The organism is Epibacterium sp. MM17-32 (genome assembly GCF_022348205.1).
Lineage (GTDB): Bacteria > Pseudomonadota > Alphaproteobacteria > Rhodobacterales > Rhodobacteraceae > Epibacterium.
The window spans coordinates 156734-170334 of the sequence record NZ_JAKRFC010000004.1; the positions used below are offsets into that span (position 1 = coordinate 156734).

General features: G+C 63.0%; 14 protein-coding genes and 1 riboswitch. Of the genes, 12 read left to right on the forward strand and 2 right to left on the reverse strand.

Annotated features, from left to right (window positions below; genetic code table 11):
* Positions 1-29: 29 nt before the first annotated feature.
* Positions 30-926 (reverse strand): MBL fold metallo-hydrolase, encoded by an 897-nt coding sequence (locus tag MHM88_RS08675; protein WP_239363053.1) that lies wholly within the window; start codon positions 924-926, stop codon positions 30-32.
* Between the two features lie 94 nt (positions 927-1020).
* Here MHM88_RS08675 and MHM88_RS08680 point away from each other — a divergent pair, with 94 nt between their 5' ends.
* The 10 genes from MHM88_RS08680 to glpD all read left to right on the forward strand — a co-directional run bounded on the left by MHM88_RS08680 (position 1021) and on the right by glpD (position 10866).
* Complete coding sequence (locus MHM88_RS08680) at positions 1021-1854, forward strand: LysR family transcriptional regulator (protein ID WP_239363055.1); 834 nt, start codon at positions 1021-1023, stop codon at positions 1852-1854.
* Positions 1855-2230: 376 nt separating this feature from the next.
* Positions 2231-2410, forward strand: a complete 180-nt coding sequence (gene hemP / locus MHM88_RS08685; RefSeq protein ID WP_005628449.1) for a hemin uptake protein HemP — start codon at positions 2231-2233, stop codon at positions 2408-2410.
* A 56-nt stretch (positions 2411-2466) separates the two neighbouring features.
* A complete protein-coding gene (locus MHM88_RS08690) occupies positions 2467-3735 on the forward strand; it encodes an imelysin family protein (RefSeq protein ID WP_239363059.1) in 1269 nt (422 codons plus the stop codon).
* A gap of 199 nt (positions 3736-3934) precedes the next feature.
* On the forward strand, positions 3935-4222 hold the full coding sequence (locus tag MHM88_RS08695; protein ID WP_239322984.1) for a bacterioferritin-associated ferredoxin: 288 nt from the start codon (positions 3935-3937) through the stop codon (positions 4220-4222).
* A complete protein-coding gene (bfr, locus tag MHM88_RS08700) occupies positions 4176-4661 on the forward strand; it encodes a bacterioferritin (protein ID WP_239363070.1) in 486 nt (161 codons plus the stop codon). The genes MHM88_RS08695 and bfr overlap by 47 nt, the downstream gene beginning before the upstream one ends.
* Before the next feature lie 34 nt (positions 4662-4695).
* Positions 4696-6204, forward strand: coding sequence for a di-heme oxidoredictase family protein (locus tag MHM88_RS08705; protein WP_239363072.1), 1509 nt, complete (start codon positions 4696-4698; stop codon positions 6202-6204).
* A complete protein-coding gene (locus MHM88_RS08710; RefSeq protein ID WP_239363074.1) occupies positions 6204-7220 on the forward strand; it encodes an imelysin family protein in 1017 nt (338 codons plus the stop codon). The genes MHM88_RS08705 and MHM88_RS08710 overlap by 1 nt, the downstream gene beginning before the upstream one ends.
* A gap of 39 nt (positions 7221-7259) precedes the next feature.
* Positions 7260-8333, forward strand: a complete 1074-nt coding sequence (locus tag MHM88_RS08715) for a DUF1513 domain-containing protein (protein WP_239363086.1) — start codon at positions 7260-7262, stop codon at positions 8331-8333.
* Between the two features lie 165 nt (positions 8334-8498).
* Positions 8499-9293 (forward strand): DeoR/GlpR family DNA-binding transcription regulator, encoded by a 795-nt coding sequence (locus tag MHM88_RS08720; protein ID WP_239363088.1) that lies wholly within the window; start codon positions 8499-8501, stop codon positions 9291-9293.
* Complete coding sequence (gene glpD / locus MHM88_RS08725; protein ID WP_239363090.1) at positions 9286-10866, forward strand: glycerol-3-phosphate dehydrogenase; 1581 nt, start codon at positions 9286-9288, stop codon at positions 10864-10866. Before MHM88_RS08720 ends, glpD begins: the two co-directional genes overlap by 8 nt.
* A 112-nt stretch (positions 10867-10978) precedes the next feature.
* Here glpD and cobO read toward each other — a convergent pair whose 3' ends face one another.
* On the reverse strand, positions 10979-11653 hold the full coding sequence (gene cobO, locus MHM88_RS08730; RefSeq protein ID WP_239363092.1) for a cob(I)yrinic acid a,c-diamide adenosyltransferase: 675 nt from the start codon (positions 11651-11653) through the stop codon (positions 10979-10981).
* A 24-nt stretch (positions 11654-11677) separates the two neighbouring features.
* Positions 11678-11915: riboswitch (cobalamin riboswitch) on the forward strand.
* A gap of 98 nt (positions 11916-12013) precedes the next feature.
* Here cobO and MHM88_RS08735 point away from each other — a divergent pair.
* Entirely contained in the window at positions 12014-12493 is a 480-nt protein-coding gene (locus MHM88_RS08735; protein ID WP_239363094.1) for a DUF1636 domain-containing protein, read from the forward strand.
* A 19-nt stretch (positions 12494-12512) separates the two neighbouring features.
* A complete protein-coding gene (cobW, locus tag MHM88_RS08740; protein WP_239363105.1) occupies positions 12513-13547 on the forward strand; it encodes a cobalamin biosynthesis protein CobW in 1035 nt (344 codons plus the stop codon).
* The last annotated feature ends 54 nt before the right edge of the window (positions 13548-13601 follow it).

The window sequence follows — 13601 nt, forward strand, 5'->3', positions numbered from 1 at the left end:
TCCGGGCGGCTTTTTTGCATCTGCGCGCATCAGAGGGCGATCTGTTCGCCCTCGTTCAGCACCTGAAGCGACCAGCCGGGGGAGCGGGCTTGGTGCAGGTGCTGCATCACCTCTGGCCCTTCGCGATAGAGGGAATAGGTTGTGTGGTGCACCGGCAGAACGGAGCGCGCGCCCACCTGTGCGGCGAAATCCATCGCCTGCCCCCCATCCATGGAAATCTGCCCCAGCGCGCCCTCACCGCCGACCGCACCGATATGCGGAATGAACAGATCCGGGGTGTCTTGCTGGGCCAGCGCTTGCGCCACCGGCGCGGCATGGAACGTATCGCCCGCCCAATACAGACGCTGCACCTGCGCGCCACGGCGGGCCTCGATCATATAGCCGTTGCCAAGGCCCAGCACCGCCGAGATTTGCGGGGTGAGCGAATGCACCGCAGGCAAGGCGGTGACCCGGACCTCACCACTGGGGCCGTTGAACACACGCGTCGCCCCGTGCCGCACGGCCTGTGCGCCATAGCCCTGCTGCCGCAGATGCTCCGTGTCGTGCTCCGGTGCCAGCAAGGGCAGGCTGCGGTCCAGCCAGGCTTGGGCCTTCTGGTCGAAATGATCCTCGTGCAGATGGCTCAAGAGCACCAGATCCGGGCTGCTGTGCGTCAGCCCCGGAAAAGGCGTCAGCCGGGCGTGGGTCTTGATGTTCGGGCCTTTGGCAAGGTCGAACATCTCATTGGGATCGCCCATCACAAAGGCCTCCTCCCCCTCGCCAAGGCAGGGATCGGTGAGAATGCGCAGGCCTGCGGCTTCGATCTCCATCATCGCGCCCCCCAGCCAACGCACCGACAGGGGGGCCGTCGCACTGCGCACGGTGGCGGGCAACAGGCTCGCGGCGGCACCCGCAACACCGGATTTTAGAAAGCTACGTCTGTTCATCTGCTTCTCCACTTCTGATGAAGCGGATGTAGCCCCTCGCATCGGGCGAAATAATCGCCATAATATTGCAGACACTAAACGAGATAATCGCGCAATGAACGATCTGCAAAACATCGAAACCTTCGCCGAAGTGGCGGGCCAGTTGAGCTTTGCGGGCGCGGCGCGGCGTCTGGGTCTGCCGCCCTCGACCGTGACCAGCCGGGTGCGGGCGCTGGAACAGAGCCTCGGCGTGCGCCTCCTGGATCGCACCACCCGCAGCACCGCCCTCACCGCCGAGGGCGCGGTGTTTCTGGAGCGCTGCCAACGGGCCTTGGCCGAGATTGAGGCGGCGCGCAGCCTTGTCTCGGCCGATGTCAGCGCCAGCGGACCGGTGCGGCTGTCGGTGCCGACCGCCCTGCCGATGGACCGGCTGGCCCGTCTCACCCGGGACTTTCTGGCGCGCCACCCCAAGATCCACATCGACATCACCGTGGAGGATCGCGCCACGGATTTTGTCCGCGACGGGATCGATGTCGCTCTGCGTGGCCATCGCCCCGGCGGCGCGGATCTGATTGCGCGGCTCCTGTCGCAGATGCCGGTGCAGCTGGTGGCCCCACCGGGCCGACTGCGGGATGAGAGCCTGCCGATCCTCGGTCCCCTCACCCGGCACCTGAACAGCAGCCCGCTGCCCGGACAGGCCCAGTGCGAATCCTTTGCACTGGCGCGGGAGTTGACGCTGGCCGGGGCCGCCCGTGCCTGCCTGCCGCTGTCGCTTTGTGAAAAGGATGCCGCGACGGGCGCGGTGGAGATCGCCGCCCCGCCTCCCGGCGTCGAATCGCAGCTTGGCCTTTACCTCGTCTATCAGGATCGCCGCCACCAACCTCAGCGCGTGCGCCTGTTCATAGAGGCGCTTGTGGCCGAATTTTCCGCCACGGGCGGCCCGCCCTAGGGCTGCGCCGCCGCGCCGCAGCCGGTGCGATAGCGGCCCACGCCCTGGTGTTGTCCGCCCCTGTCGCCGCCGCCACCTTTGGATAAGTCAAAGAAAACAGGCCGGATATGAAACCATTTGACATATCCGACCAAATAAATCAGGAATAGGGCAATCCAGCCAACCTGTGCATCACACGGGCCAGCCGACAACCTGAACCTTGCGTCCCGCACATGTTGAACCCCTCTGGCCAAACACCCACGCACAGTGACCGCGACGCAGATCCGCTGCCGGTGTCGGATCTGTGGCACAACGTCCTGTCGGGAGAGATGCCGCAGCAGAGCTTTTGCTTTGAGTGGCTGTTCGACAAGGTGGAGCAGAAACAGAGGTCTCCCCGATGAGCAACCTGAAACCGATTTCCCAAGAAGACATTGCCGCAGCCGCACAACCGGAAACCTACCCGACCTACCACGCCGAGGATCTGACCCGCGGCGGTGTGCAGGCCCGCATTCTTCTCAATGGTCAGATCTATTCGCTGCGCATCACCCGCGCAGGCAAGCTGATCCTGACCAAGTAATTCACCCCACGCGCAACAGCGCCACAAATACCAAAGTTCCAGCGAGGATATACTTCATGAAAACGCCGCTTCTCACCGGTGCCGCCATTGCGGCTTTGACCGTAGGCACATCGGCCGCTTTCGCCGCGTCCAAGGCCGATGTTCTGACCAATTACGCAAACATCGCCGAGGCAAAATACGAAGACAGCCTGATCACCGCAAAGGCGCTTCAGGCTGCTGTTGATGCGCTGATCGCGGACCCTTCGGCTGAAAACCTTGAGGCCGCGAAACACGCCTGGCTGGCGGCGCGCGTCCCGTATCAGCAGACCGAAGTCTACCGTTTCGGCAATGCCATTGTCGACGACTGGGAAGGCAAAGTGAACGCATGGCCGCTGGATGAAGGCCTGATCGACTATGTGGACGCCTCTTATGGTGGCCCGACCGATGAAAATGCCGCCGCAGCGCTGAACGTGGTTGCCAACCCGGAGTTCACCCTTTCGGGCGAGACAATCGACGCCTCCGACATCACGCCCGAGCTGCTGGCCGAGACCCTGCATGAGGCCGACGGTGTCGAAGCCAATGTGGCCACCGGCTATCACGCCATCGAATTCCTGCTTTGGGGTCAGGATCTGAACGGCACCGAGCATGGCGCGGGCGAGCGCGCATGGACGGACTATGCGGCTGGCGATGACTGCACCAACGGCAATTGTGACCGCCGTGGCGCCTACCTGAAAGCGGCGACCGATCTGCTGGTGTCCGATCTTGAGTGGATCACCGCGCAATGGGCCGAGGGCGGCGAAGCGCGCGAAACCGTGCTTTCAGACGAGGACGCGGGCATCACCACGATCCTGACCGGCATGGGCTCGCTGTCCTATGGCGAACAAGCGGGCGAGCGGATGCGTCTTGGCCTGATGCTGAACGACCCCGAAGAAGAGCACGATTGCTTCTCCGACAACACCCACAACAGCCACTACTACGATGGTCTGGGCATCCAGAACGTCTACCTGGGCGAATATGTGCGGGTGAACGGCGATCTGGTGTCCGGCCCGGCACTGGCCGATCTCGTCGAAGCCGCGGATTCTGAACTGAACGCGGAACTGACCGGCAAACTCTCCACCACCATGATGAAGCTGGGCCGCATCAAGACGGCGGCCGAGGCAGGCTTCTCCTATGACCAGATGCTGGCGCAGGGCAGCGAAGCCGGCGAGGCGTTGGTCATGGGCGGCGTCGAGGCGCTGGTGGATCAGACCCGGTCGATCGAACGCGCGGTTGCCGCGCTGGAACTGGACACCGTCGCCATCGAGGGCTCCGACTCGCTCGATAACCCGTCGGCGGTATTCCAGTAATTCAGATCAGGTCCCCGATCTGACAGGAGTCGCGCCCCCGTGCGCGGCTCCTTCTTTTTTGCGTGCCAGTCGTCACGATGTGAGGCACTCACGATTTCCTGAGCAAATCTGTCTTATTTACCCTTGAAAACTTATTCTTTTGCTCAGATATTGAGGCGAGCAAGTAGCCTATAGAATCTCTTGGGATAAAAGCCCCGTCATGATCATCTGCCACTGCACTGCGATCTCGGATCACGACATCCATTCGGCCATCGACTGGATGCGCGCCTCTGACCCGCAAACCATTATAACTCCTGGGAAAATCTATCGCGCCCTCGGCAAGAAGGCGGATTGTGGCGGTTGCATGACGCTCTTTCTGGACACCATGCGCGCCAACGCTAAGGTTAGTGTACCTGCACATCTGCAGAACCTACGTACAGCCATTTCTCCGGAGAGCAATTATGAAGGGCGACCCCAAAGTCATCGACTATCTCAACAAGGCGCTTAGGAGCGAGTTGACCGCTGTCAGCCAGTATTGGCTGCATTATCGCCTGCAGGACGACTGGGGCCTTGGTCACATGGCCAAGAAAAGCCGCGAGGAAAGCATCGAAGAGATGCATCACGCGGACAAGCTGATTGATCGGATTATCTTCCTTGAGGGGCATCCCAATCTGCAAACGCTGGATCCCCTGCGCATCGGCCAGTCCCCCAAGGAAACGCTGGAGTGCGATTTGGCCGCGGAACAAGAGGCCCGCGACCTCTACAAGGAAGCCGCCGAGTACTGTAGGACCAATGGTGATTTCGTCACTGAGGAGCTGTTCAAGGCGCTTCTGGCCGACGAAGAGGGCCATATCGATTTCCTGGAGACCCAGCTTGAACTGCACGACCGCGTTGGCGCCGAAAACTACGCGCATCTCAACGCCTCCAAGATGGACAACGCCGAGTAAGTCGGCCTGTTTCCTGGGTGCGGCCTTCGCTCTGGTGCTGGCCGCACCGCTGCATGCAACCGACCGCGCCGCCGCGCCGCCCCCGGATGGCCTAGCGGAGCCGCATCTTTCCGTTCTGCCACGCACCAAGGACGAAACCAGCCGCATTGCGCGCGTCACTGCCCCTGCGGATGACTTCACCGCGCCCGAGCCGTTCGAGGACCTCCCCGCCGGGGCCGCCACCCTGCCCTATCGCAATGACCGCGAGGCCTTTAGCACACCGCCGGTGAACCTGACCTTTGAACAGGGGCTGGAGTTTCGGCTGGGCGAGGCCTTGTTTGACAAACTCTGGGTGTTCTCGCCGTCCTCGACCCGCGCTTCTGATGGGCTGGGTCCGGTCTACAACGCACGTGCCTGCCAACGCTGCCACATCCGCGACGGGCGGGGGCATCTGCCCGAGGGGCCCGATTATCGCTCTGCCTCGACCTTTCTACGCGTCTCCATTCCCGGCCCGGTACCCCCCGCATTGCGCGCCATTCCCGACTATATCGGCATGTCGCCAGAGCCGACCTATGGCTGGCAATTGCAGGATTTCTCCAGCCCCGGTGTCAATCCCGAATACCGCCTGTCGGTGACCTACACCGAGGAAGAGATCACCCTGAATGGCGGCGAGGTGGTCAGCCTGCGCAAGCCCACGTTTGAAGCCACCGCGCTGAAATACGGCCCCCTGCATGCCAAGGCGATGCTCTCGCCGCGCGTGGCTCCACCGATGATCGGCCTGGGCCTGTTAGAGGCGATCCCGACGGCTGATATCCTCGCCCTCGCCGATCCCGACGATCAGAACGGCGATGGTATATCGGGGCGGCCAAATCTCGTCTGGTCCAAGGAATTTGGTCAAGTGATGCTGGGGCGCTTTGGCCTCAAGGCGGGCACCGCCACCATCCACGAACAATCCGCAGCGGCGTTTTCCGGCGATATCGGCATCTCGACACCGCTGTTTCCGCAGCCCTATGGCGATTGCACGGCCTTGCAGGACGCCTGCCGCAGCGCGCCGCACGGCGACGGCGACGTGCGCGTCACCGAAATTGACCAGCCCAATATGGATCTGGTCACCTTCTACAGCCGCAATGTCTCGGTGCCAGCCCGCCGCGATCTGGACGCGCCCGAAGTGCTGCGCGGCAAATCCGTGTTCTATGACAGCGGCTGCGCCAGCTGCCACCAGCCCAAATTTGTCACCCACCGCCTGCTTGATCGCCCCGAGCAGAGCTTTCAGCTCATTTGGCCCTATTCCGATCTGCTGTTGCACGACATGGGCGAGGGCCTTGCAGACAACCGACCCGAAGCGCGCGCGACCGGGCGCGAATGGCGCACCGCACCGCTTTGGGGGATTGGCTTGACGCAGCAGGTCTCAACCCGCGCCACCTTCCTGCATGATGGCCGCGCCCGCACTTTGCTGGAAGCCATCCTCTGGCATGGTGGAGAAGCTCAAGCCGCCCGCGACACTGTTGTCGCCTTGCCCCCTGATGATCGCGCCGCCCTTATCACCTTTCTGGAGTCTCTTTGATGTCTGTCTTGTCTCGACTGGCGTCCACCGCCTGCGCCCTTGTTGCTCTCACCGGACTGGCGCGCGCCGATGCGCTCACGGATGCGGTCGTCGACCAGCATATCCTGCCCACCTACGCGCGTCTGGCCACCGAGACTGCCGAATTTGCGACCCTTACACAGAACGACTGCGCCCCCACATCAGAGACCGTGCGTACCGCTTGGGGGGAGGCCTTTGACGCGTGGGTTGCGGCCAGCCACCTGCGTTTTGGCCCCTCCGAGGCCGACAACCGCGCCTTTGCCATCGCCTTCTGGCCCGACAGCCGTTCCAAGACCCCAAAGGCCCTGCGCGGCCTGCTGTTGGACAGCGACCCGGTGGTCAACACGCCCGAGGATTTCGCAACAGCATCGGTCGCGGTACGCGGGTTTTATGCGCTGGAGTACCTCTTTTATGACCCCGCCTATGCGGATCTGACCTCCCCGGACTATGCCTGCGCGTTTGTCAAAGCGGTCGCACAGGATCTGTCACGAAACAGCACTGCGATTTTGACCGATTGGCAAGAGGACTACGCCGACAAGCTGCGCCACCCCGATGAGCGCTACCGCAGCGATGAGGAAGCGCATCAGGAACTGTTCAAGGCCTTCACCACCGGGCTGGAGATCCTCGCCGATATGCGCCTTGGCCGCCCGCTTGGCACATTTGACACCCCGCGCCCCAATCGCGCCGAGGCCCGCCGCTCCGGCCGTTCCTTGCGCCATGTGCAGATCCAGCTGGATAGCCTGCGTCAACTGGCACTACTCCTGTCCGAAGGCGATCAGGAACTCTCGCAACATCTGACCCAGCTGTTCGACAAGGCCGACCGCCACGCCGCGAACCTTGCCGATGACCCCAGCTTTGCCGGGGTGAGTGATCCACAAAAACGTTTTCTGTTGGAAACGCTGCAACAGGATGTGCGTGAGATCAAAGACATCGCCGCACTGAACCTTGGCCCCAAGCTGGGGGTGGAGGCCGGGTTCAACGCGCTGGATGGCGACTGAGCCAAACGATCTGTTCCGATCCAAGACAGGAGTTCACAAATGCCCTCTCGACGCGGCTTCATTGCAGGCCTGATGGCCAGCGGCATGGCCCCTTCCGCCACTTGGGCTGACGCGGGCGCACCCGCCTATCTCTCTGCGGGCAAGGACGAGTTGGGGCTGTTTGTGGTCGCGGGCCTGTCTGCGGCGGGCGAGGTGCTGTTTCGCCATTCCCTGCCGGATCGGGGCCATGCCGCCAGCGCCCACCCCACCCGGCCCGAAGCGGTGGCCTTTGCCCGCCGTCCCGGTCGGTTTGCCGATGTGGTCGACTGCCGCAGCGGCGCGCAACTGGCGCGGCTGGAGCCACCGGAGGGGCATCACTTCTACGGTCATGGCGTGTTCTCCCCCGAGGGCGAGGTGATGTATACGACCGAGAATGCCTTCGAGAGCGGCGAAGGCATGATTGGCGTCTGGAACGCCCGCGATTATCGCCGCATCGGCCAGTTTCCCTCCGGCGGCATCGGCCCGCATGAGATGCTCTTGCGCCGCGACGCCCCCGGTCTGGTGGTCGCCAATGGCGGCATCGAGACCCACCCGGATACTGGCCGCGCCAAGCTCAACATCCCCTTTATGCGCCCGAACCTCAGCTATCTGAGCCTGTCGGGTGAGATACAGGAGCAGATGGAACTGCCTTCGGATCTGCATAAAAACTCCATCCGCCATATCGCCGTGCGCAGCGATGGCACCGTGGGGTTTGCCATGCAATGGCAGGGCGATCTGGGCGCGGACGTGCCCATCGTGGGCTTGCACCGCCCCGGCGACGCGCCGCGCCTGATGGCGGCGGACGACCCGTGCCTGCGCAACCTCAATGGCTATGGCGGCTCCATTGCGTTTTCTGGCGATGAGACGCAGATCGCCGTGACCTCGCCCCGCGGTGGCGTGGTGCAGGTGATGGACTGCGCCAGCGGTGCTTTGCTGGCCGAACATGCGCTCCTGGATGTCTGCGGCCTTGCGACCCTACGCGAAGGTTTTCTCGCCAGCACCGGAACAGGTGCCGTGGCGCGGATCGGCACAGAAGTGGAGCACCTCGCCACAGCGCCGCTGGCCTGGGACAATCACCTCATTTCACTGCTCTGAGCCTCTCTGTCCGGCCACAAGGCCAAAAGCGCCGCCAGTTTCGGCCCAATCCCCTCCGCACCCGCGCGAGGGGTTTTCTTTTTCGCGTACAATCCCATCAAAACGAAAACTTCACATGACAAAACAAGCGATGTGACCTATATGAATCCGTAAAAAGGAAAGCTCATGGACGCAAGCGACCGCCAAAACGAAATCCTCTCTCTGCTCACGCAGCAGGATCGTGTCGAGGTTGAAGACCTCGCGCGCCGCTTTGGCGTCTCTTTGCAGACCGTGCGCACCGACCTGCGCGATCTGTCTGCCCGTGGCCAGCTGAGCCGCGTCCATGGCGGCGCCGTGCGCATCAGCTCCGCCGCCAATCGCGGCTATGCCGAGCGCCGCAGCCTCAATGCCAGCGGCAAACGCGCGATGGCCGCACTGGCCTCCGATGTGATCCCTGAAAACTGTTCCATCGCGCTCAATATCGGCACCTCCACCGAACAGGTGGCGCGCGCGCTCTCCGGTCACAAGGGCCTGACGGTCCTCTCCAACAATATCAACATTATCAATATGATGATGGGTATGGAGGCGCGTGACCTGATCCTTGTGGGGGGCACCATCCGCCAAAGCGACGGTGCCATTGTCGGCGAAGAGGCGGTGGAATTCATCAACCGCTACAAGGTCGACTACGCCGTCATCGGCGCCTCCGCCATGGACGCAGACGGCGCGATCCTCGATCACGACGCCCGCGAAGTCTCCGTCGCCCGCGCCATCCTCAGTAATGCCCGCACGCGCATCCTGATGTGTGACGGCAGCAAATTCGACCGCTCCGCCCCCGTGCGCATCTGCGCCCTCGCGGAGCTGGATTTTGTCATCACAGACCGCCCTGTTCCGGCAGAGTTTGCCGAGGCCGCAGCCGCGTCCGGCACACGAATCCTGATCGCAGACGGCGGCCCCGAAACCGAAAGCAGCGAAAATGACTGATACGCCCAAGACCTCCGACATCACCGACCTGTTCATCATCGGCGGCGGCATCAACGGCTGCGGCATCGCACGCGACGCCGCCGGTCGCGGCCTCTCCGTGACATTGGCCGAAATGAACGACCTCGCCTCCGCCACCTCCTCGGCCTCGACCAAACTGTTTCACGGCGGCCTGCGCTATCTGGAATATTTCGAATTCCGTCTGGTGCGCGAGGCCCTGATCGAACGCGAGGTGCTGCTGCGCGCCATGCCGCATATCTCATGGCCGATGCGCTTCGTGCTGCCCTTCCACAAGGACATGCGGTTCGACAACACCACGCCGACCTCCAAACTGCTGACCACCGTCATGCCATGGATGAAAGGCCGCCGCCCGGCATGGCTGATCCGGCTGGGTCTTTTCATGTACGACACGCTTGGAAAACGCGGCATCCTGCCCGGCACCTCAACCGTGGACCTGACCACGGATGAGGCAGGCAAGCCCTTGAACTCCAAATTCAAAAAGGCGTTTGAATATTCCGACTGCTGGGTCGAGGACGCCCGCCTGGTGGTGCTCAACGCCCGCGACGCCGAGGCCCGTGGAGCCGAGATCATGACCCGCACCGAGGTCGTGAATGCCACCCGCCACGCGGATCACTGGGAAATCCACCTGAAGGATCTCGCAACCGGCGCAGAAACCACCCGCCGCGCAAAAATGCTGGTGAACGCAGGTGGGCCATGGGTGGCCGATGTGCTGCGCCAGAAGCTCGGCCAAAACAGCCGCGAAAACGTGCGCCTCGTGCGCGGCAGCCATATCGTGGTGCCTAAACTCTACGACCACGGGCGCTGCTACTTCTTCCAAGGGCAGGACGGGCGCATCATCTTTGCCATTCCCTATGAGGAGGATTTCACCCTCATCGGCACCACCGACGCCGATCACCCCGATCCCGAGACCAAACCCATCTGCACCGAGGAAGAGCAGGACTATCTGGTCAAATTCGCGTCGAACTATTTTGACACACCCGTGACCCGCGACCAGATCGTCTGGACCTATTCCGGCGTGCGGCCGCTCTATGATGACGGCGCAAGCTCCGCCTCCGCCGCGACACGCGAATATGTGCTGACGCTCGACAAGACACAGGCCCCGCTGCTCAATGTCTTTGGCGGCAAGATCACCACCTACCGCAAACTGGCCGAGGCGGCGCTGGATAAAATCAACGAGGTCTTCCCCAGCCTGCCTTCGGAGTGGACCGCAGGTGTGCCCCTGCCCGGCGGCGACTTCCCGGTCGAAGATGTCACCCGCTTGCGCGAAAAACTGGCGCGCGCGTATCCCTTCCTGTCGGCCTACGCCACCCGCCGCCTGATCCGCGCCTATGGAACCGAGGCCTGGGCTGTTCTGGGCGACGCCAAGGCGCAGAGCGATCTGGGCGAGAGCTTCGGCGCGACCATCACGGCCCGCGAACTCGACTGGGCAATTGCCCGCGAATGGGTGCGCACGGGCGAGGATTTCCTGTGGCGACGCACAAAACTCGGCCTGCGTCTGGACCCTGATGCGCGCACTGCGGTCGACACATACATCAAATCCCGCGTCATCGACTAACAAGACAGAACGACAAAAGAGAGGGGCACAGCGCCCCTCCCTCTTCTAACTCAAAATATCCCGGAGCGCGAGGCAGCGCCTCGCATACCCGCTCACGACACACGCTGAGGTTTCAGAACTCCACGCCCTTCTGAGCCTTGATACCAGCCCGGAACGGGTGCTTCACCTGCGCCATCTCGGTCACCAGATCGGCGATCTCGATCAGCTCTTCTTTGGCGCTGCGCCCGGTCAGCACCACATGGGTCATCGGCGGTTTATGCTCGACGAGGAACTCCAGAACCTCCTGCAAATCCAGATACTCATAGCGCAGCGCGATGTTGATCTCATCGAGCAGCACCATGGTGTTCTTCTCATCAAGGATCATCTCCTTGGCCTTTTCCCAGCCCGCGCGGGCTGCTGCAATATCGCGGGCCTTATCCTGCGTTTCCCAGGTAAACCCCTCGCCCATCGCGTAGAACTGGCACAGATCCGAGAAATTCTCCTCGATCAAAGTGCGCTCGCCGGTCTGCCACGCGCCCTTGATGAACTGCACCACCGCCGAGGGCATGCCATGGGCGATGCAGCGCATGATCATACCGAATCCCGAGGACGACTTGCCCTTGCCGGGGCCGGTGTGAACGATGATCAGACCCTTTTCGCCATCCTTGGTTTTCATCATCCGATCACGGGCGGCCTTTTTCTTTGCCATCTTAGAGGCATGGCGTGCCGCTTCTTCGTCCGAGATGTCGGTTTCGCTACTTGCGCTGGTCTGATCGCTCACGGGGTCGCTCCTGCTGTTTGGCCCCATGTCTTGACAAAGAGTGCCCCCATGGCGCAAGGGATTTTCGTTGGTTCCCGAAGGTGACACCCTTCGGGCGAAGAGGGAATGTGACAAGGCACGCCGCAGCGCGCCCCAAGCACAGCCGCCCCCGCGACCGTGACCGGAGAGGTCTCCCGACGCCACTGGCGCCCCCCAAGGGGTGGCACCGGGAAGGCGGGACGACCGTCAGCGCCCGACCCGGGTCTGGCATCCGCAAGCCGGGAGACCTGCCAGCGCGTGTGAAACCGGCGGACGGGGTGTGCCGCGACCGGTTGAGGGCCTGCCACACGTGGCATGCGCCCCCATCTGGCCTGCCCCGCCTCGCCGCTGAGGAGGAGAAAAGGCCGCATGGGAGAGACCCCCAGCCAGAGCCCGGAGCCGGTTGTCCTGACCGTCTGCACCACCTGTCGCCAGACCGGCAGCGATCCCGAAGCCATGCGTCCCGGCCGCATCCTTGCCGACCGTCTTGCGGGCAGCGCGCTGCCCGACGGCGTCACCGTGCGCGGGGTCGAGTGCCTCTCGGCCTGCTCGCGGTCCTGCACGCTACATCTCTCCGGTGGCCCTGCGCGCTGGAGCTATATCTACGGCGATCTCGACCCGGATGCCCATCTTGAGGACATCCTCGCCGGTGCGGCCGCCTATGCGGCGACCGAGGATGGGTTTGTGCCATGGCGCGAGCGCCCGGTGGTGTTTCGCAAACAATCCATCGCCCGCATTCCGCCCGTCTCCATGCCAAGCGTCGCGCTGACCCCGACGCCCGCACCGGAGCGTGGCGACTCTTCCAATGACACCCCAGACACGCCTGCCACCGAGCTTGCGCAGGATTGACCCGAAAGGCCCATTTCACATGACCACATTGAACAAGATCCCCGTCACCGTCATCACCGGCTTTCTGGGGGCTGGCAAAACCACTCTGATCCGTCACCTGATGCAAAACCCGCAGGGCAAGCGCCTCGCCGTGGTGGTGAATGAGTTTGGCACCGCCGGTGTGGATGGCGACATCCTGAAATCCTGCGCCGACGAGAGCTGCCCGGCGGAAAACATCATGGAACTCGCCAATGGCTGCATCTGCTGCACCGTGGCCGATGATTTTATCCCCACCATCGAGAGCCTGATGGCGCTGCCCGAGCCGCCCGAGCATATCGTCATTGAAACTTCTGGTCTGGCACTGCCAAAGCCGCTGCTCAAAGCCTTCGACTGGCCCGCGATCCGCTCGCGCATCACCGTCGACGGGGTGATCGCCCTGGCCGATGCCGAGGCCGTCGCCAAGGGCCAGTTCGCGCCGGATCTGGACGCCGTGCAGGCCCAGCGCGAGGCGGACGACAGCCTTGATCACGAAACACCGCTGTCCGAGGTCTTTGAGGATCAGATTTCCTGCGCGGACATCGTGCTGTTGTCCAAAGCCGATCTGGCCGGTGAGGCCGGCGTCGAGAAAGCCCGCGCCGTGATCGAGGCCGAGGCCCCGCGCAAGCTGCCCATCCTGCCAATGACCGAGGGCGTGATCGACCCCCGCGTGATCCTCGGTCTGGGGGCCGCCGCCGAAGACGACCTTGATGCCCGCCCCAGCCATCATGACGGCCATCACGATCACGAACATGACGATTTTGAGTCCATCGTGGTCGAAATGGGCGAAGTCTCCGATCCCGAAGACCTGCAAAAACGGATCATCGAGATGGCCCGCGCCCGCAACATCCTGCGGGTGAAGGGCTATGTGGCCGTGGAAGGAAAACCGATGCGAATGCTGGTACAAGCGGTGGGCGAACGCCTGCGCGCGCAATACGACCAACCCTGGGGCGCACAGGAGCGCAAGACCCAGCTGGTTGTGATCGCCGAGCATGATAACATCGACACAGCAGGCATCCACGCCGACCTCGGGGCCTGAGTTTCTATGCGGGCGAAGTGGAAACACATCGTTTTCGTCCGGCCGAGAGGCCGG